This window comes from Pseudomonas sp. EL_65y_Pfl2_R95 (genome assembly GCF_963971045.1).
GTDB lineage: Bacteria > Pseudomonadota > Gammaproteobacteria > Pseudomonadales > Pseudomonadaceae > Aquipseudomonas.
Genome location: NZ_CAXAOV010000001.1, coordinates 191903 through 208668, shown reverse-complemented (window position 1 = coordinate 208668; position 16766 = coordinate 191903). Strand labels below are relative to the sequence as shown.

18 protein-coding genes are annotated in these 16766 nt (G+C 53.0%); 8 read left to right on the top strand and 10 right to left on the bottom strand.

The features are described 5' to 3' along the window. Positions 1-11 precede the first annotated feature (11 nt). Positions 12-263 carry a hypothetical protein gene (locus AACY09_RS00980; protein WP_339485540.1) on the bottom strand — a complete coding sequence of 84 codons (252 nt, stop codon included), beginning with the start codon at positions 261-263 and terminating at the stop codon, positions 12-14. A 40-nt stretch (positions 264-303) separates the two neighbouring features. Continuing rightward, complete coding sequence (locus tag AACY09_RS00975) at positions 304-567, bottom strand: DUF2790 domain-containing protein (RefSeq protein ID WP_339485539.1); 264 nt, start codon at positions 565-567, stop codon at positions 304-306. A gap of 306 nt (positions 568-873) precedes the next feature. Here AACY09_RS00975 and AACY09_RS00970 point away from each other — a divergent pair, with 306 nt between their 5' ends. Both AACY09_RS00970 and AACY09_RS00965 read left to right on the top strand, forming a co-directional pair. Then, the gene (locus AACY09_RS00970; RefSeq protein ID WP_339485538.1) at positions 874-1614 is read left to right on the top strand and encodes a response regulator; all 741 of its coding nucleotides are present in this window, start codon (positions 874-876) and stop codon (positions 1612-1614) included. Beyond that, on the top strand, positions 1611-2921 hold the full coding sequence (locus AACY09_RS00965; RefSeq protein ID WP_339485537.1) for a sensor histidine kinase: 1311 nt from the start codon (positions 1611-1613) through the stop codon (positions 2919-2921). The genes AACY09_RS00970 and AACY09_RS00965 overlap by 4 nt, the downstream gene beginning before the upstream one ends. A gap of 116 nt (positions 2922-3037) precedes the next feature. On the opposite strand, the gene AACY09_RS00960 is transcribed toward AACY09_RS00965, so the two are convergent. The 3 genes from AACY09_RS00960 to AACY09_RS00950 form a co-directional block, all read right to left on the bottom strand. Beyond that, positions 3038-4006 carry a quinone oxidoreductase family protein gene (locus tag AACY09_RS00960; protein ID WP_339485536.1) on the bottom strand — a complete coding sequence of 323 codons (969 nt, stop codon included), beginning with the start codon at positions 4004-4006 and terminating at the stop codon, positions 3038-3040. Positions 4007-4055: 49 nt separating this feature from the next. Further along, positions 4056-4622: a TetR/AcrR family transcriptional regulator gene (locus tag AACY09_RS00955; RefSeq protein ID WP_339485535.1), complete on the bottom strand. Its 567-nt coding sequence runs from the start codon at positions 4620-4622 to the stop codon at positions 4056-4058. Between the two features lie 65 nt (positions 4623-4687). Further along, the gene (locus AACY09_RS00950; RefSeq protein ID WP_339485534.1) at positions 4688-5623 is read right to left on the bottom strand and encodes a LysR family transcriptional regulator; all 936 of its coding nucleotides are present in this window, start codon (positions 5621-5623) and stop codon (positions 4688-4690) included. Between the two features lie 103 nt (positions 5624-5726). Here AACY09_RS00950 and AACY09_RS00945 point away from each other — a divergent pair, with 103 nt between their 5' ends. The 4 genes from AACY09_RS00945 to AACY09_RS00930 all read left to right on the top strand — a co-directional run bounded on the left by AACY09_RS00945 (position 5727) and on the right by AACY09_RS00930 (position 9999). Then, positions 5727-7145 carry an aldehyde dehydrogenase family protein gene (locus AACY09_RS00945; RefSeq protein ID WP_339485533.1) on the top strand — a complete coding sequence of 473 codons (1419 nt, stop codon included), beginning with the start codon at positions 5727-5729 and terminating at the stop codon, positions 7143-7145. Positions 7146-7486: 341 nt separating this feature from the next. Next, positions 7487-8452: a 2-hydroxyacid dehydrogenase gene (locus AACY09_RS00940; RefSeq protein ID WP_339485532.1), complete on the top strand. Its 966-nt coding sequence runs from the start codon at positions 7487-7489 to the stop codon at positions 8450-8452. Positions 8453-8578: 126 nt separating this feature from the next. Beyond that, the gene (locus tag AACY09_RS00935) at positions 8579-9241 is read left to right on the top strand and encodes a hypothetical protein (protein ID WP_339485531.1); all 663 of its coding nucleotides are present in this window, start codon (positions 8579-8581) and stop codon (positions 9239-9241) included. Between the two features lie 188 nt (positions 9242-9429). Continuing rightward, complete coding sequence (locus AACY09_RS00930) at positions 9430-9999, top strand: hypothetical protein (RefSeq protein ID WP_339485530.1); 570 nt, start codon at positions 9430-9432, stop codon at positions 9997-9999. 441 nt (positions 10000-10440) lie between these two features. Here AACY09_RS00930 and AACY09_RS00920 read toward each other — a convergent pair whose 3' ends face one another. The 5 genes from AACY09_RS00920 to AACY09_RS21965 all read right to left on the bottom strand — a co-directional run bounded on the left by AACY09_RS00920 (position 10441) and on the right by AACY09_RS21965 (position 14069). Continuing rightward, positions 10441-11379 (bottom strand): AraC family transcriptional regulator, encoded by a 939-nt coding sequence (locus tag AACY09_RS00920; RefSeq protein WP_339485529.1) that lies wholly within the window; start codon positions 11377-11379, stop codon positions 10441-10443. Between the two features lie 23 nt (positions 11380-11402). Next, a complete protein-coding gene (locus AACY09_RS00915) occupies positions 11403-12236 on the bottom strand; it encodes an oxidoreductase (RefSeq protein ID WP_339485528.1) in 834 nt (277 codons plus the stop codon). A gap of 137 nt (positions 12237-12373) precedes the next feature. Further along, the gene (locus AACY09_RS00910; RefSeq protein WP_339485527.1) at positions 12374-12712 is read right to left on the bottom strand and encodes a chorismate mutase; all 339 of its coding nucleotides are present in this window, start codon (positions 12710-12712) and stop codon (positions 12374-12376) included. 345 nt (positions 12713-13057) lie between these two features. Further along, positions 13058-13885: an oxidoreductase gene (locus AACY09_RS00905; protein ID WP_339485526.1), complete on the bottom strand. Its 828-nt coding sequence runs from the start codon at positions 13883-13885 to the stop codon at positions 13058-13060. Positions 13886-13913: 28 nt separating this feature from the next. Next, positions 13914-14069 carry an NAD(P)-binding domain-containing protein gene (locus tag AACY09_RS21965; protein WP_445323753.1) on the bottom strand — a complete coding sequence of 52 codons (156 nt, stop codon included), beginning with the start codon at positions 14067-14069 and terminating at the stop codon, positions 13914-13916. Positions 14070-14184: 115 nt separating this feature from the next. On the opposite strand from AACY09_RS21965, the gene AACY09_RS00900 reads away from it, so the two are divergent. After that, positions 14185-15033: a LysR family transcriptional regulator gene (locus tag AACY09_RS00900; RefSeq protein WP_339485525.1), complete on the top strand. Its 849-nt coding sequence runs from the start codon at positions 14185-14187 to the stop codon at positions 15031-15033. Positions 15034-15302: 269 nt separating this feature from the next. Then, a complete protein-coding gene (locus AACY09_RS00895) occupies positions 15303-16763 on the top strand; it encodes an MFS transporter (protein WP_339485524.1) in 1461 nt (486 codons plus the stop codon). Positions 16764-16766: the final 3 nt, after the last annotated feature.

Sequence of the window (16766 nt, the reverse complement as noted above, 5' to 3'; positions counted from 1 at the left end):
CGGGATGGATTTCAGGTTATTTTGGTGTCTCGAAAATGGGCCTGTAGTGTGCGGCTGGAACCATTTTCGGCAAGCATCCGGCCTTGCGGTGTAAGGCTTGAACCGTCCTCTGCGAGGACCTTGATAACCGCCTCCTTGGCGACCGGTGTCAACTGGAAACAGCTGGTGCTGCCGCAGGTTTTTTGCTCCGCCGCTTGGACATGGCTTGCAACACCGGCGAAAGCGAACGCGGCAGCGGATAAGTAACGGGTCAGGTTGTTCATAAGGTTTGGCCTATAGCAAATAGAAGGGTTGGCGCTGCACTCAGTTCTGCGAAGTGCAGTTGTCAGCAACTTTGCGGTAATCCAGGACGTGGGTTTTGTTATGCGAGTCCAGATAGGTCATCTGCGCATTGACGACGCCACATGTCGGCGCACTGTCCTCGGTCAGGGACAACACCTTGCTAACGTCCAAGTGAGTGGCGTAGGTATAAGTTTGAGGAACAGCTTTGGCCTCGGCATGAGCAGAAAAGGTGCAGATGTTCAGGGCGGCAAACAGGCTGGCAGCGAAAATCACTTTAGGGTTCATGGCGGTTCCTCAGGGTTTAGTCAGGTCAATCGTTGATTGGCTCGGGGCGCTTGAGCTGGCCTCGATGGAACCTATTTAAAACCCACGAGATATCTCGTCTGTGTCAGGAATTGGTGCGGATAAATTGCTAGGTATCTGGAGCCCTGATAGATACACAGCGATACAACTGTGCCTGGCAACACCCGGTTTTGCCTCTGTGTGTATCCAGCGCAAGGCCAGATACACTGCAATACAAAGGGATAAGGCCGAGTACGGCAAAGGCCCGATAGACTGTGTGATATCCCCCACCTTTCAGAGGCAAGCGCAATGGAACACGTCGATCACATTCTTATCGTTGACGATGACCGCGAGATCCGTGAACTGGTGGGTAACTACCTGAAGAAGAACGGTCTGCGTACCACTGTTGTGGCAGAAGGGCGGCAGATGAGAGCCTTTCTGGAAACCACCAAGGTCGACTTGATCGTGCTCGACATTATGATGCCGGGGGATGATGGCTTGATGCTTTGTCGCGAGTTGCGTGCGGGAAAGCATAAGGCCACGCCAGTGCTGATGCTGACCGCGCGCAACGATGAAACCGACCGCATTATTGGCCTGGAAATGGGCGCCGACGACTACCTGGTCAAGCCGTTTGCTGCCCGTGAGCTCTTGGCACGGATCAACGCCGTGCTTCGCCGCACGCGCATGCTGCCGCCGAACTTAATTGTCACCGAAAGCGGTCGTCTTTTGGCCTTTGGCCGCTGGCGCCTGGATACCTCGGCACGCCACCTGCTCGACGAAGACGGCACAATGGTCGCTTTGAGCGGTGCTGAATACCGATTGTTGCGGGTCTTCCTTGATCATCCGCAACGGGTGCTCAGCCGCGACCAACTACTAAACCTGACCCAGGGTCGAGATGCGGACCTGTTCGACCGCTCAATCGATTTACTCGTCAGTCGCCTGCGCCAGCGTCTGTTGGACGATGCCCGCGAAGCGGGTTACATCAAGACCGTGCGCAGCGAGGGTTATGTGTTTTCCCTGCCGGTGGAAATCCTGAGTGACCAGGTATGAAATTCGCCATGCACTGGCCCCGTACCTTGGCTTCGCGTTTATCGCTGATATTTCTCATCGGCCTGATTCTGGGGCATGGGCTGTCATTTGGTGCGCAGTACTACGAGCGCTACCAGTCGGCCAAGGACACCATGCTCGGCAATCTGGAAACTGACGTTTCCACGTCCATTGCCATTCTTGACCGTCTGCCCGTCGCAGAGCGTGCCAGTTGGCTGAGGCAGCTAGAGCGCCCTCATTATCGATATCAGCTCGACGAAGGATCAGCCGGCACGCCAATAAAAATGGGCATGTCGAATACGCCCATTGCCATGGCTTCGATCAAAGAAGCCATCGGTCATGATTATCCAATGACATTTACCGACATTCCCGGACCGATAAAGCACTTTCAGGTGCACCTGAAGCTAGCGGATGGCAGCCCGCTGACCATCGATGTTCGGCCCTCGATGGTGCCGCTGTCAGCCTGGCTGCCTGCAGTGTTGATTGGTCAATTGGTTCTGATGTTGATCTGCACCTTGCTCGCAGTCCGTGTTGCCATTCGCCCGCTCACACGATTGTCCGAAGCCGTCGGGACCCTGGACCCCAATACTCACCCGGTGCAACTAGATGAAAAAGGTCCGACGGAGGTTGCCCATGCAGCCAAGGCCTTTAATGCGATGCAGGCCCGTATTGCTGCCTACCTTAAAGAGCGCATGCAATTGCTGGCGGCCATCTCCCACGACCTGCAAACCCCCATTACGCGCATGAAATTGCGTGCCGAGTTTATGCACGACTCCAGCGAAAAAGACAAACTCTGCAATGACTTAGGTGAAATGGAGCACTTGGTGCGAGAAGGTGTGGCCTATGCCCGAAGTGTTCACGGTGCCACCGAGGAAAGCCGGCGAATCAACCTCGACTCCTTTCTCGACAGTCTGGTGTACGACTACCAAGACATGGGCAAGAGCGTCCAACTCAGCGGCAAATGTTCGGCGGTAATCCAAACGCGTCCCCATGCGTTGCGCCGGGTGCTGGTCAATCTGACGGATAACGCTTTGAAGTTTGCCAATGCGGCCGAACTGTGGGTGGGCAAGAGCCCCGATGGCGTGCTGTCATTGAAAATCATGGACCGTGGCCCGGGCATTGCCGAGGCGGAGTTGGAGCGGGTCATGCAACCCTTCTACCGCGTCGAAAACTCGCGCAACCGAAGCACTGGCGGTACAGGTTTGGGCCTGGCGATTGCTCAGCAACTGGCGATGGCCATCGGTGGCAAATTGACCTTAAGTAACCGCGAGGAGGGAGGATTGTGTGCTGAACTCAGGCTTCCAGCCTGAGCCCTAATGTCGAGGGGGCGCTAACGCGCTTTGGCGTCACCCAACCTCAAGGCCTGAAATAAACCGGTTAACAGTGGACTGCTGTGTTCACGCAGCTGGCGCCAGGTCGCTTTTTATCAGGGGATCAATAGCAGCTTTCCAGTGGTTGTTCTGCTTTCCATCGCTAAATGCGCGTTTGCCGCATCCGCCAAAGAATACTGTGCGCCCACTCTTACATTGAGTTGGCCTGCAAGAATCATATCGAAGAGCTTGGCCGCTCGAGAGCGCAATAGCTCCGCTGTAGGAATATGGTGGAGGAACACGGCATAACCAATCTTGATACTCAAGGGAAGACTCATTATATCGATGGGATCTGGTCCACCAAGAACCGGACCGTACCAGCATAACGTTCCGGATATGCGCAGCGAGTCGAGCGAGCCCTGAAAGGTCTTCGGGCCAGAGCCATCGTAGACAATATGTACGCCTTCGCCGCCGGACAGGTGAATAACCTGCTTGGCAAAGCTACCTTGTGTATCGACGATTACGTGGTCGGCGCCCGCTTGTTTGGCTATCGCGACTTTGTCGGTAGAGGAGACCCGTCCAATAACATATCCTCCTCTTAGCTTGATCATTTGCGTCAGCAGTAAACCGAGGCCCCCTGCGGCCGCATGTACCAGGGCAATGTCACCGGGTTGGACCGGGTAGAAATCGGATGTGAAATGGCTGGCTGTCAAGCCCTGCATCATCACTGATGCGGCCGTCAGATCGTCGATTTCATCCGGTATCGGCACAAGTGCAGAGGTCGGAATGACAATTCTCTGTGCATAGCTACCGGGTGCATAAACCCAGGCGACACGCTGTCCCGGGGAGACGCCCTGAACACCTTCACCGATTGCGAGAACCCGGCCAGCACCTTCGACGCCGAGTCGCTTTGGATTTGCAACGTCCTGCCAGGCGCCTCCGCGTCTGACACCAATATCCATAAAATTGACGCCGGCAGCGCTAACTTCGATCAGTGCTTCACCTGCGCCCGGATTCTGTTCGGGAAAGTCGACATATTTCATCACGTCACATCCACCCGCTTGGGTCATGACAACTGCTTTCATTTTCTAATCCTATTATTGAATGATCGTTCCAGAACTGGGCAAAAAATAGCTATTTCAATGCTTTAAGGGTCAGGCGCGACAGGGCAGAGAGTACATCCTGGTTTGCCCCGCCGCGTGCAGCAATACGAATTGCCGCTATGTTAGCCAGGAGAAAAGCGGCTGCTTCATCCGGGTCAAGGTCGACTGCAAGGTCCCCCGCAATCTTGGCTTGGCCGATAGCACTCAATAGGGCTGTGCCAAGCGTTCGGCCAGCGGCTTCGCGAATGTTGACCAGCTCTTCATTACCGACGCTAAACTCACTGACCGAACTCATTCCGAGGCATGGACGGTGTGCCTCCATTACCACGCGTTCGAGCATTTGTTCGATGCCAGCGATTGCTGTCGGGCTCTGCCGCAGCAATCCGATATGTGCGGTCGTTTCTGTGCCGCTATATCTTTTCAGCGCAGCGCAGTACAACTGCCACTTGCCGCCGAAGGTGTCGTAGAGGCTTTGCTTTCCGATCTTCATTGCACCCGTCAGCATTTGCGCAGAGGTGCCCGCAAAGCCATGCTCGCGAAATACCTCGACAGCTGCGTCGAGTGCGACATCGATATCAAATTCTTTTGGTCTGGCCATGTGCAGGATATTATTTATACTGGAACGATCGGTCAATAATTATATTCACATTTCCCCCTGCGCATTCAGTGCCCTGACAGTGAAATATCTAAGACACTTTGCTGGTTGATATCTCCGACTTCATGTATCACCTCTATCAGTGCTCGCAACCCGGCAGGCAGGTGTCGATGGCCAGAATAGTAAAGGGATAGCCCGGGCGCAGGGATTGACCATGGCTCCAATACCTTGACCAAATGCCCGCTGGCCAACTCATCTCTGACATACCATTCAGGGAGCTGCGCCAAGCCTAATCCTTGCTTTACCGACGCCAGCATCATCAGCGGGGCATCCAGAACCAGTGGGCCCGCCACATCAATCTTCAGGTGTTTGCCGTTGCGCATAAATTCCCAGGGCGACGTAATGCCACTGGGCAGCCGCGCGCATATGCACGCGTGTTGCGTTAGATCTTCAATGCATTCAGGCGCTGGATGTGTGGCGAGGTAGTCAATTGATGCAACCACTGCAATGGGAATTTGTTCGCTTATCGGGACGCGGATCATGTCCTGCGGCACGCCCGAACTCAGTCGCAAGCCAGCATCGAATCCCTCGGCAACAATGTCCACCATCCGGCCGTCGGTCGCGATATCAAGCACCATGCCGGGATAGCGCTGAAGGAACTTCAACAAGACGGGCTGAAAAATCATCTGTGCCGCACCCAGCGAACTATTGATACGCAGGGTGCCGGCCGGCTCCGAGTTGTGCGCTAGGATGGAAGTCATCGCATCTTTAATGTTGATGACCGAAGGGGCGATACGGGCGGTAAATTTTTGCCCGGCCTCGGTCAGCGAGACACTACGAGTGGTGCGGTGAAACAGTCGCACCCCAAGCCTGGCTTCGAGCTTGGCCACCGCATTGCTGACAGCCGTGGTTGACATGTCCAGTTCCACGGCCGCGGCACGAAAACCGCGACGTCTGGCAACCGCCAGAACGACTTCAAGTTCAGTCAGGCCACTTTTATACATAGTCCTGATTTCCGAAATAACTTATCCCTGTTTGAGCATATTATCAAAACAGTATTGGCGCCTTAAATTGTGGTTATCCGTCCACAACACTGAGGTACCTAGGATGCGCAACATAAATCAGGCTTATATCGACGGCCGTTTTGTGACCGTGCAGGGGCATGAAGTTGTACAGCGCATTAACCCGTCGACAGAAGCGATTGTTGGCAGGGTTACGCTCGCCAATCGTGATGATGCAATAGACGCTATCGCCGCCGCGACGCGTGCGCAAGTGACCATGGCTAGAACCACCAAGGCACAGCGTATCGATATGCTTAAGCGCCTTCAGGCAGCGGTTTTGGCGAGTACCGAGCAACTACGTGACAGCGCCATCGAAGAATACGGCGCCCCTTTGGCACGAGCCCAATGGGCCAGCCAGTATGCTTCGCAATGTTTCGCCAATGCCGCGCAAACCCTGACTGACTATGAGCTGGAACGCAACATTGGTGGGGCCAGGGTGTTTATGGAGCCTGTCGGTGTCGTCGGCTTGATTGCGCCGTGGAATAGCGCTGCCGGCACAATTTGCAGCAAACTGGCTTCCGCTATCGCGGCGGGTTGTGCATCGGTCATCAAACCAAGTGAGTTAAGTGCATTCCAAGCTCAAGTGCTCGCTCAGACTCTCCATCGGGCTGATTTACCGAACGGAGTTTTTAACTTCGTGCTTGGCAGAGGCCAGGATGTTGGCGATGAAATCAGTACCAGTCCGCATATCGCCAAGATTTCATTCACGGGGTCTACGCAAACCGGCAAGCTCATTGCCCATGCGGGTATCGATACGATGAAACGGATCAGTCTGTCGCTCACAGGCAAGTCGGCCGCCATTGTGCTCGAGGATGCAGATTTTGACCTTGCGTTGCCCTTGGCATTGAATGCGGCGTTTATGAACAACGGCCAGGCATGTGTTGCTGGCACCCGCCTGTTGGTGCCTCGCTCACGATTAAGCGAGGTGGTGGAACGGATTAAGGCGCTCGTTGACGGGATAGTCGTTGGCAATCCCCATGATCCAGCTACCGTTATCGGTCCATTGGCCAGCGAGGCTCAATACGACCGTATACAGCACTTCATCCGACGTGGACAGGAGCAAGGAGCCACACTCATTGCCGGGGGGGAGGGCAAGCCTGCCGGGCTGGAGACAGGCTATTTTGTGCAACCAACGGTATTTGCCAACGTCAGCCAAGATATGGACATCGCCCGCGAAGAAATTTTCGGGCCGGTTTTATCAATCCTGACCTATGACAATGAAGCACAAGCCATTGAACTTGCAAACGCCACGGTTTACGGATTGCAGGCGTATCTGTTCTCAAGCTCGCACGAGCGTGCCCAGCGTATGGCCACAGAGTTGAAAGCAGGCACTGTGCTGATCAACAGAGTCGTTCCTGACCTTCTTGCCCCGTTCGGCGGTGTAAAACAGTCTGGGCTTGGCAGAGAGTTTGGCGTCTTTGGTCTGGAGTCTTATCTTGAGGCGAAGACTGTCGCCTCAAGCTAGCGCTGTGGTGACAAGTTAAACACTGTCGGTCGCCGAGCCGTGTCAGGCCGCCGTAATAACGAAAAGAGCAGGTCATAAAGACGATTCGATATATCGGCGTGACACTTAGGTAGGCCGTCGAAACACGCGGCGGATACAGTAGATTACAAGGCAAGGGTATTTTGAAATTTCGTCGATACATTTAGGTGATTACCTATCACGACGTTAACCAACTATCAGTGTTGTCCTTGCAGCATGCTGATGCTCTAGTCGATGCGGCTACTCGACAGGTATATATAAGCGTAACGTTCTCGTGGTCAGCCATTCTTTTGATCACGATTAATGTGCGGCAGGAGTAAGCGATGCGCATTGTTTTATGCGGTAACACGTTTCCAGATACAACGAACGCCTTGCTTAGGGCACTTCCGGTGGAACAAGGTGATGAAGTCATTGTTTGGTCCGGGGATAGCGTAGATACGCTGCCGGCGGATATCGACGTTCTTATTCCGAAAATGCTTCGCATTGATGAGTCTATAATGGCCGCTAGCAAGTGCCGGTTAGTTCAACAATGGGGCGTAGGCTTGGAAGGCGTTGATATTGATGCCGCTGAAAAACTGGGTATTTCTGTCGCCTATGTACCCGCCTCGGGTGGCAATGCTGACTCTGTTGCGGAACACGCAGTCCTGATGATTTTGGCATTACTCCGTCAATTAGCCACGGCTCAGCACAATACACGCACGGGTGTGCTCGGAGCCCCTTCAGGACGAATGCTTGCGGGTCGTACAGCGTGCCTGTTCGGGCTGGGAGCAATTGCGTTGCCGATAGCAACAAGACTCCGTGCATTTGGCGTGAGGTTAGTTGGCCTGTCTCGCGAAGCGAACGCCGATAAAATTGCTAAATACCAACTGCATAAATTTTTCACGCTGGACCAGAAAGAGGAGTGCCTGCGACAAACTGACATTCTGATCATGTGTGCCCGGTTGACGGATGAAACACGGGGAATTATCGGCGCCAGGGAAATAGCCTGCCTGCCCAGCCAGGCATTGTTGATCAATGTGGCGCGAGGAGGGCTGGTCAATGAGCAGGCGATTGTGGAAGCGCTACGTACCGGGCGATTGGGTGGTGCAGGACTGGACGTTTACTGGCAAGAACCGATAAATCCCACACATGCTTTGTTGCAGATGGACAACGTCATTGCTACGCCACACATCGCGGGGATTACCAATGATTCGTTGGCCGAAATAGCCAAAGGCGTGGCCGAAAACATCAACCGCTTAAGGGTTGGAATGCCGTTGTTGAATACAGTGATGCAACCGCGCACACCTTGAGATCGCACCTTCAATAAACTAGACCTGCACGAAATATTTTACATAAGTACCTCGACCTCTAAAGCATGCTCACACGCGCAAACCGTGCTTTACGTTAGTTTAATTAACCGAATGAGTAATCTAACGATGCTAAAGAAATCCTGGCCTTTATTAAGTCATTTGCCGGCAGATACCGCGACACCGGCTGATTATATATACGATCAACTGGCGAGGGCAGATATTCCTGAGTTGGTCGCTGGTATGAAGCAGTGGTTTCCGGACTTGGTTGTGGGTATTGGTAGGTATTACAGCGATGCATCCTTTTATCACGACAGGGTATACCTGAAGGGTGAGCAAGAACGCGATATCATTGTCTATGTGGGTCGATATGACGGGCGGATTATCTCGGCCATTTGCATTGAGAAAAATGATGACAGTTGTACATTAATGGGTAAGTACGGAGTGTGCTCGCCTGAACACAGGCGTTCTGGTGCGTCTATATTCGCCGGCTATATAATGGATGCACTGGCTGAGTATTTAGGCGTTGCCATGGCGTATTCATTTGTGACCCTAAAATCTAAGGGCATGCAGGCAATGCTGGAACGTGATGGATTTAAACCTGTAGGGATATTACCGTTTTCCGACCGGGAAAAAGTTAACGGCACCGTTATGCATGTTAATGAAGTTATATATGCGAAGCGCTACAAAGACAGGTGTGAGTTATTACCTGTCAGTACTGACAACATGACCAATAGTGTAAAGCAATTATGGGATACGCTTTTCAGTGGGGCAGAAGCCACGAAAGGTTGAATTTAAATGAGCGACTAAGTTTAGCAGCGGCATAGCTTTGCCCCTGACCGGCCATGCATTGCCATCCCACGTTCGTTCAGTCAACTATTTATAAGTTAATTGCTTGAAAACAAGCGGTTTTTTGCGGTTGGTGCGAGTTTTGCTTTTAGGTAGCGGCGCACAGTGCGCATTCGATTAAGGAGGAGGCAATGAGTACGATTGGAGGCATCGGTACTCTGGAAGGCTATAAAGGGTTGTCGTCCGTTGGCACGAAGGGCCAAAGTGCTTTTCGTGAGGACGCGCTGTTTTCCCTTCCTAAGGCTAACGCGGCTGTAGTATCTAAGCTCCCGCGTGAGGATAACGTTGAGTCTTACCAAGCCGCGCAAGCGGTTGATGAAGGGTTTGCTAAGCTTCGGCTAGGCATGCAGAACGCAGGCATCGGTACAACTGAGAGTAGTATGCTTAGTGAAAGCTCAAGCGGCAGCGGTAGCGCGGCGCTTGATGAGTTCAAAAAGTACATGGACATGACTCCGGCGGAGAAGATGCGCGATAGCATTCTCAAAGAGTTAGGGCTGACCGAGGATGAACTGGATGCCATGCCGCCCGAGCAGCAGTCCGCCATCGAGGAAAAGATCGTTCAGCGCATAAAGGAGCGATCAGAGGTGGCAATCAGTGGGGGCGGTGACGCAGCAAAATCCAACCCTTGGCGGGCTCAGCAAGTGGGTTCCGGTGCAAGCGCTTATGCCGATAATCAGATGTCGTTCAGTCAGCTAGCGTGAGTGAATAACAGCCGCCGAAAGGCGGCTTTTTCTTGGTTAAAAAGTGCGTAAGGAACCCTACTGATCTTGGGGCAAGCTAACGGTCCGATCAAGATGCAGTGGCGTGGACTGGGGTGGCGGGGATACGACTTGCTCTATGTCCTGAACCTAACCTGGCACGAAGGTAAAGCGATCCTGCTCAGTCACTATTACAAACAAGATCTGAACAATGGCCAGCGAAGCTGCCCAAGCTGACAATTATGCAATGATTTCGCCAGCCCCAATTTGTGAAGTGCGTCCGTCGTGTCAGTCTTGCACTGTCGCAAACTCACCAAGCCTAATATCGGATAGCGCGTCGAGTTTATCTTTTAGGCCTTGCGGCAGGCGTTGGCCGAAACTGTGTAAAGCGACCAAGCAAGCGATCATGTAAGCGACCAAGTAGTACGGATCACTTTTCTCAGCTCAGTGAGAGGATACATAGAGAGAGGGCGTTAGTGGCTCAGGGAGTTCGTATGTCGCTCTCATCCATTTGATTTCTGAGTGAGGCGTGCGGCCGAACAACCGCTTAAATTCTCGACTGAATTGTGATGGGCTTTCATAGCCCACATCGAACGCAGCAGCTGCTGCAGGCATGTCATTCCGTAACATCAACAACCGAGCCTGATGAAGGCGTGTTGATTTGAGATATTGCATTGGAGACGAGTTAGTTACCGTTCTGAAGTGTAAGTGGAAGTTGGGCACGCTCATACTGGCTACCTGTGCAAGTAACTCCACATCAAGCCGTTCACTGTAGCAGCTGTGTATCTTGCGAATGGCGCGTGAGACCTTGCCGAAATGGCCTTGTTTACTCAGTGCGGCGCGCATGGACCCCCCCTGTTCGCCAGTAATTATTCGATAGTAGATTTCACGCACGAGTGAAGGTCCCAACACCCGAGCCTCGCCTGGACGACTCATTGCTTCAAGAAAGCGCAGAGTCGACTCCCATAGCTTCGCGTCCATGGGCGAGGCGTACATGCCTTTAGGCTTTGCATTAGTTAGGCCAAACGCTTCGTCGATCTCTAACATCAGTTCGCCTGCGAGCTTGAAATCAAGGCGCATATAGACTGCCAGCATCGGTTCCTCCTCGCTGGCATCAGTCTCCATGGTAAAAGGCACCGGCACTGAGACCACTAAATAGTGTTGGGCGTCGTAGATGTATACATCATCACCTAGATACCCACGTTTGCGACCTTGGCAAAGGATTACAATGCCAGGCTCGTAGAGCACCGGTGTGCGTGTGAGAGGGCGGTTGGAACGCAAAAATCTTATGTCTCCCAACGGGCTTAGGTTGTATCCCTCCTGTGGAGCCAGCTGCTCCATCAGCTGGATAATTCGTTGCTTCTGCGATGCACAGTGATCCATATGCAACCTCGATTTATCGACATTCAGCCATCTGTGGATCGGCTCAGTGTCTCCCACTTATCAATTTCTTGCAGAGTCTGAGTGAGTTGTTCGCGAACAAAACCCAGCGCATCGCTGCCAAGCAGCAGGTGAGCGGGCGGGTTGTCATGGGCGATGAGTTGCAAAATGGCTTGCGCTGCCTTGTGCGGATCGCCTAATTGCTTTCCGCTTTTCTCACTCCGCGCCTGACGCACTGGGTCGAAGCTGGCATCGTAGTCGCCGATGCTACGAGGCGTGCGCAGCATTGAGCGACCTGCCCAGTCGGTGCGAAACGAGCCAGGTGCGACTGCTGTGACAAATATATTGAAGGGCTTGAGCTCCTTGCTCAATGTATCGGAGATGCCTTCCAAGGCGAACTTACTCGCGCAATAGTAGGAGATGCCCGGCATCGTGATGGTGCCGCCCATGGACGTGATGTTAATGATATGGCCGCTGCGTCGTTGGCGGAAATAGGGTACAAATGCCTTGGTGACCGCAACAGCTCCGAACACATTTACATCGAACTGGCGTCGCATTTCTTCCAGTGGTGACTCTTCAAATATACCCTCATGACCGTAACCGGCGTTGTTTACGAGAACATCCACCTGACCGAAACGGGCTTCTGTGTCGGCGACAACGTCGTCAATTCGCTCGAAGTCGGTGACGTCTAGAATGACCCCATGAGAACGACCTGCTGATAACGCCTGAAAGTCCTGCAAGTCGATGTCATTACGCACTGTGCCAATGACGCGATGGCCCGCAGCCAGGGCTTCGCTGGCGAGTGCCTTGCCGAAGCCACTGCTGATACCGGTGATGAACAGGGTTTTATGATTGCTCATGAGTAACTCCTTACCGTTGATGTCTGTCCATGGTAGGAAGCTGCCTGCACCCGAGCTATGCCAGACTCTCTGCAAAGTTTGCCTAATCCTATCAGGGGAGTAATGGAGCGTCGTCAACCTGACAGCGGCTAATTGCGTTACGACTCGTTTGTTGTCGGGTTGTGCGAGTAGGGTGCGGCTTCATGCGCTGAGGCTATTTGCCTATGTCGCTGGACCACCTCACTGATGACGAACTGCATCAGTCCCTCAACGAAAACCGGGTCTAGATCGGCATCCTCAGCAAGTTTTGTCAGTCGTTCGTATTGCTGCTGCTCTCTGTCTTTATCAACTGCAGGCAGGTGATGCGCTGCCTTCAGCCTGCCCACTTGATCGGTACAACGAAAGCGTTCGGCGAGCATATGAATCAGCGCTGCGTCGATGTTATCGATTGATTGTCGAAAGGATATGAGTTGGGTAGTGATATCTGACGGTTGCATAAAATGTCCTGTTTACAGGCGATTCGACTGGGTCTTGAGAGCTATCACGGTGATCCTTTCGTGAGAGTGGATCCGTATGGGCATCACTCTGCCGTTGTAACTGCCTCTTAGGTAAGCTTGTATTCCAATCGCTCCACCTGAATGTTGTGAAGAGAAAAACAGCTGCGTGGTGAATTGAAATGAGTAATCGCTGCAGTTTGTGGATAAGACTAAATAATCAGGATGTGCTCTCGGCCTAGGGGTCAAGGTATTTAAGCTTTGCTCCAGTTTCGCCACAGCGCTCTGAGATACCGGTGGAGAACAACATCTTTTATCCATTTCAGGTATCGACGCGTTGCGATCAACCTAATAGTCCGTCGCGATTGTCACGTTATGCCACGCTGCAAAATCGTTACGAACAGCGACAACTTTGCGTTCGAAGATGCCGAAAGCGGCGGGACCTATTGGCAAATGCAAAGGCGGTTGATCACTGTCCACAGCAAGTAAAATCACGGCTGCGGCTTTGCTCGGGTCACCGGCTTGATGGCCGTTGTTGGTATTGCGGTATTGGCGTCGTTTCCCGGAGGTGTGCGAGTAGGCTGGAATTTTTTGCTCAGCAACTACAATTGAGCGCCCAAGAAACGCCGTTCGAAATGGCCCCGGCTTGGCGATTATTACCGCGATACCTAGCGGCGCAACTTCCTGAGCAAGTGCCTCAGACAGGCCTTCGACGGCAAACTTGCTTGCATTGTAATAGCCAGATCCTGCCGAGCCTGCTATGCCTGCGCCAGACGAAATGTTGACGATACGACCGCTCCCTTGACGTCTCATCGTAGGCAGTGCGGCTCGGGTAACTTCGATCAGGCCGAACACATTGGTTTCAAATAAAGGTCGGTATTCATTGGCGACTGCCTCTTCAACGGCGCCAATCAGACCGTATCCAGCATTATTGACCAGTACATCGAGCCCTCCAAAAACCTCTTCAGCGACAGCAATAGCTTTAGCCGCTGTCTCTGGTCGCGTGACGTCGAGATGAGCAAGCCGTACCTGCTGCGCAAAGCGATCCGCTAAGTCCTTAAGGGTTTCTATATCGCGAGCTGTTGCGACCAAGTTATCACCTCGGCTCAGTACCGCTTCAGCCAGATGACGACCCAAGCCGTTAGAGCAACCTGTAATCAACCATGTTTTTTTCATGTCGTGACCCCTTCAATTTGTGGTTCTTTCATGAGAATACAAAACCTTCCGAACCGGCTATGGGCGTCCAGTTTCTGAGAGGCGAGGACGTGCAGCTCGAAACAATGTGATGGCCAGCCTTCATGAGCACAGGAGTAACTGCCCGTCCCATACTTCCTGTACCGATAAATCCGATGTTAACCATGTGTCCCGTTTCCTGCGTTGGGTGAAGGTGCATTAGGTTTAGTTTGCGCAGCAGGGGATTGCTACGGGAGTGCCATTGATGCAACCTTGATGTTCATTTTTGTGTGGGGTACGCCGTGGACTGGGGTGACATGCGTGTCTTTCTGGCAATTGCCCGAAGCGGCTCATTGGGCGCGGCTGCGAAGCTCTTGGGCGTCAGTCACCCCACTGTCGGGCGGCGTCTTCATGTGCTTGAGCAGGTAAGCGGCCAGGTTTTTTTCCGTCGTACGGCTCAAGGACTGATACTTACTGACAGTGGTGAGAGAATCCTCTGTCTGGCTGAAGAAATGGAACGCAGTGCGCTGGCTATCGAGCGCAGGTTGGCGGGTGATAATGATCAACCCGAAGGGGTATTGCGAATCTCATCCGCAGACTGGTTCGCCAGTTATGTGTTGTCGCCCGTGCTGAGTGAACTGACACGACGCTATCCGTTGATTGTCCCCGAAGTCATAGCGGGACACAGGTTATTCGACCTTTCCCGCCGGGATGCTGACATCGCCTTTCGTATTGTGCCTTTTACCGAACCTGACATTGTCCAGCGCCGACTGACAACCATGAATTACGGGCTTTACATAAGCACTGAAAGTCCACCGCCAAAGGCAGGAGGAGAGGGCCTTGGCTTAATCACAATGAACATAGCTCAAGCCCATTATCCCGATGTGCATTGGCTTGTGCAGTTGTATCCGCTAGCGCGAACTGTGTTCACCAGCAGCAGCCGAACAGTGCAGGCGCAAATGTGCGCGAATGGCCTTGGTGTTGCAGTACTGCCGCGTGCGCTCGGTGACAAGCTACCGACACTCAAGTTGGTTGATGCAGGGGAACCGCCGCCCGGTCGCGACATATGGATGGGCTATCACCAAGATATGCGACAAATGGACCGGTTGCGTGCTCTCGCGGATCTTGCGGCCGATATGATCGGGTCCTGACTGATTGAATTTGGTCGTCACAGGTAAACCTTCACACAGTTGCTGAGCGGTCACTTCAATCCACGCTGGAAAGACGCTCTGCGACCTGCTCGATGACAGCTCTCGCTCACGATAAAACCATAGAACCGAATCAACTCCATTGCTTATCCCGTACAAAAATGAACGGAACGTCTGCAGTAATGGCAGTACGCAGTCTCCATCCAAGGTTCCAGAATTCACGCATGTGCAGCTGTTTCGGCTGTACGCGCCGAGGCTTAGGAATTCTGGATATGATTATGAAAGACTCTTCAGCGATTGCATCGTCTTCCAGCAGATGGATTGCATTTGTTGTGCTGCTCGTCGGGGCATTCCTGCCGCCCTTGGATTTTTTCATCGTAAATGTGGCATTGCCCTCTATTCGAAGTGATCTGAGAATTACCACTGCCGAGATCGAGCTGGTGATTTCGGCCTACGCGGTTGCTTATGCCGCTTTTCTTATCACGGGCGGACGTATGGGCGATCTCTATGGTCGGCGGAATGTTTTCTTGTGCGGGATTGCTGGATTCGGTGCATCCTCAGCGATATGTGGTCTTGCGGTATCGCCTTCAATGCTGATCATCGGGCGTGTGCTGCAAGGTTTGAGTGCCGCAGCGATGGCTCCACAGGGTATTGCATCAATCCACACGCTGTTTCCAGAGCATGAAAGAGCAAGGGCCTTAGGAATATACGGCGCCACTATGGGGCTTGCCGCGGTCATTGCACAGGCCGTCGGTGGGGTGCTGATCGCGGCCGATATTTTCCAGTTGGGATGGCGGGTGATTTTTCTGATCAATCTTCCGGTCGTAGCCGCTGTTTTTATTTTAGGTATACCTTTTTTGCCCTGTACACGCGGCCAGAATCCACTGCCATTGGATAAGTCCGGAGTTGTGCTCTGCACGCTGGCATTAGGATTGTTGATTGTGCCCTTAGTGGAAGGGCGGGAATTTGGCTGGCCATGGTGGATATGGTTGATGTTGGCTGTCTCACCGGTGGTAGCCATGCGCTTTTGGCGCCACGAAGTCGCCCTGGCACGTCGCGGAGGGATACCGCTTATAAGCCCTGAGTTGGGCCAATCACCCGGTTTGCAGCTGGGTTTGATCGGGATTCTGTTCTTTTATGTGGTATCCGCTTTTTTTCTTACGTTCTCGATATATCTACAGGATGCCCTGGGTGTTAGTGCGTTGATGGCAGGCATGATGTTTATACCCTGTGGCCTTGGATTTTTTATTGGGCCACTCACCACGTCGCATGCCATTAATGTTTTTGGTCGTTTCGTGCCAGCAATAGGGATGACGCTGGAGGTTGCAGGTTGTCTGTTATTAAGTCTCTGCATAGCCCTGACACCCGCAGGAGAGTGCCCACCACTGGAGGTCGTTGTCGCCGCTTTAGGTTTAATCGGATTCGGTCAGGGGTGGGCGTTGCCCACACTCGTTCGCAGCGTTATAGACCGTGCGCCGCCGGGGGGCGCTGGCATGATTTCAGGTGTCGTCAGCTCTGCGCTGCAAATTAGTTGCGCGCTGGGCATTGCTATTCTGGGTGGGGTTTTCTTTAGCTTGGCAGATCCAGTCCATAGTCCTGCGTCACTCGCCGCCGCATTTAGCGTGACTATGTTGTGCATTGCAATATCACTGATTATTGCAGCACTGCTTTCGATATATGCGTCCTCACCTCGCGCAACAGATGGCTCTAGGTTTGCGAAGCCTAGAGCCTAAACG

Excerpts from the sequence above, each read along its gene's own strand:
- AACY09_RS00905 (WP_339485526.1), bottom strand. The coding sequence starts at position 13,885 with ATGAAAAAAACATGGTTGATTACAGGTTGCTCTAACGGCTTGGGTCGT.
- AACY09_RS00945 (WP_339485533.1), top strand. The coding sequence starts at position 5,727 with ATGCGCAACATAAATCAGGCTTATATCGACGGCCGTTTTGTGACCGTG.
- AACY09_RS00940 (WP_339485532.1), top strand. The coding sequence starts at position 7,487 with ATGCGCATTGTTTTATGCGGTAACACGTTTCCAGATACAACGAACGCC.
- AACY09_RS00975 (WP_339485539.1), bottom strand. The coding sequence starts at position 567 with ATGAACCCTAAAGTGATTTTCGCTGCCAGCCTGTTTGCCGCCCTGAAC.
- AACY09_RS00910 (WP_339485527.1), bottom strand. The coding sequence starts at position 12,712 with ATGCAACCGTCAGATATCACTACCCAACTCATATCCTTTCGACAATCA.
- AACY09_RS21965 (WP_445323753.1), bottom strand. The coding sequence starts at position 14,069 with ATGGTTAACATCGGATTTATCGGTACAGGAAGTATGGGACGGGCAGTT.
- AACY09_RS00920 (WP_339485529.1), bottom strand. The coding sequence starts at position 11,379 with ATGGATCACTGTGCATCGCAGAAGCAACGAATTATCCAGCTGATGGAG.
- AACY09_RS00930 (WP_339485530.1), top strand. The coding sequence starts at position 9,430 with ATGAGTACGATTGGAGGCATCGGTACTCTGGAAGGCTATAAAGGGTTG.
- AACY09_RS00950 (WP_339485534.1), bottom strand. The coding sequence starts at position 5,623 with ATGTATAAAAGTGGCCTGACTGAACTTGAAGTCGTTCTGGCGGTTGCC.
- AACY09_RS00980 (WP_339485540.1), bottom strand. The coding sequence starts at position 263 with ATGAACAACCTGACCCGTTACTTATCCGCTGCCGCGTTCGCTTTCGCC.
- AACY09_RS00955 (WP_339485535.1), bottom strand. The coding sequence starts at position 4,622 with ATGGCCAGACCAAAAGAATTTGATATCGATGTCGCACTCGACGCAGCT.
- AACY09_RS00935 (WP_339485531.1), top strand. The coding sequence starts at position 8,579 with ATGCTAAAGAAATCCTGGCCTTTATTAAGTCATTTGCCGGCAGATACC.
- AACY09_RS00965 (WP_339485537.1), top strand. The coding sequence starts at position 1,611 with ATGAAATTCGCCATGCACTGGCCCCGTACCTTGGCTTCGCGTTTATCG.
- AACY09_RS00960 (WP_339485536.1), bottom strand. The coding sequence starts at position 4,006 with ATGAAAGCAGTTGTCATGACCCAAGCGGGTGGATGTGACGTGATGAAA.
- AACY09_RS00970 (WP_339485538.1), top strand. The coding sequence starts at position 874 with ATGGAACACGTCGATCACATTCTTATCGTTGACGATGACCGCGAGATC.
- AACY09_RS00915 (WP_339485528.1), bottom strand. The coding sequence starts at position 12,236 with ATGAGCAATCATAAAACCCTGTTCATCACCGGTATCAGCAGTGGCTTC.
- AACY09_RS00895 (WP_339485524.1), top strand. The coding sequence starts at position 15,303 with ATGATTATGAAAGACTCTTCAGCGATTGCATCGTCTTCCAGCAGATGG.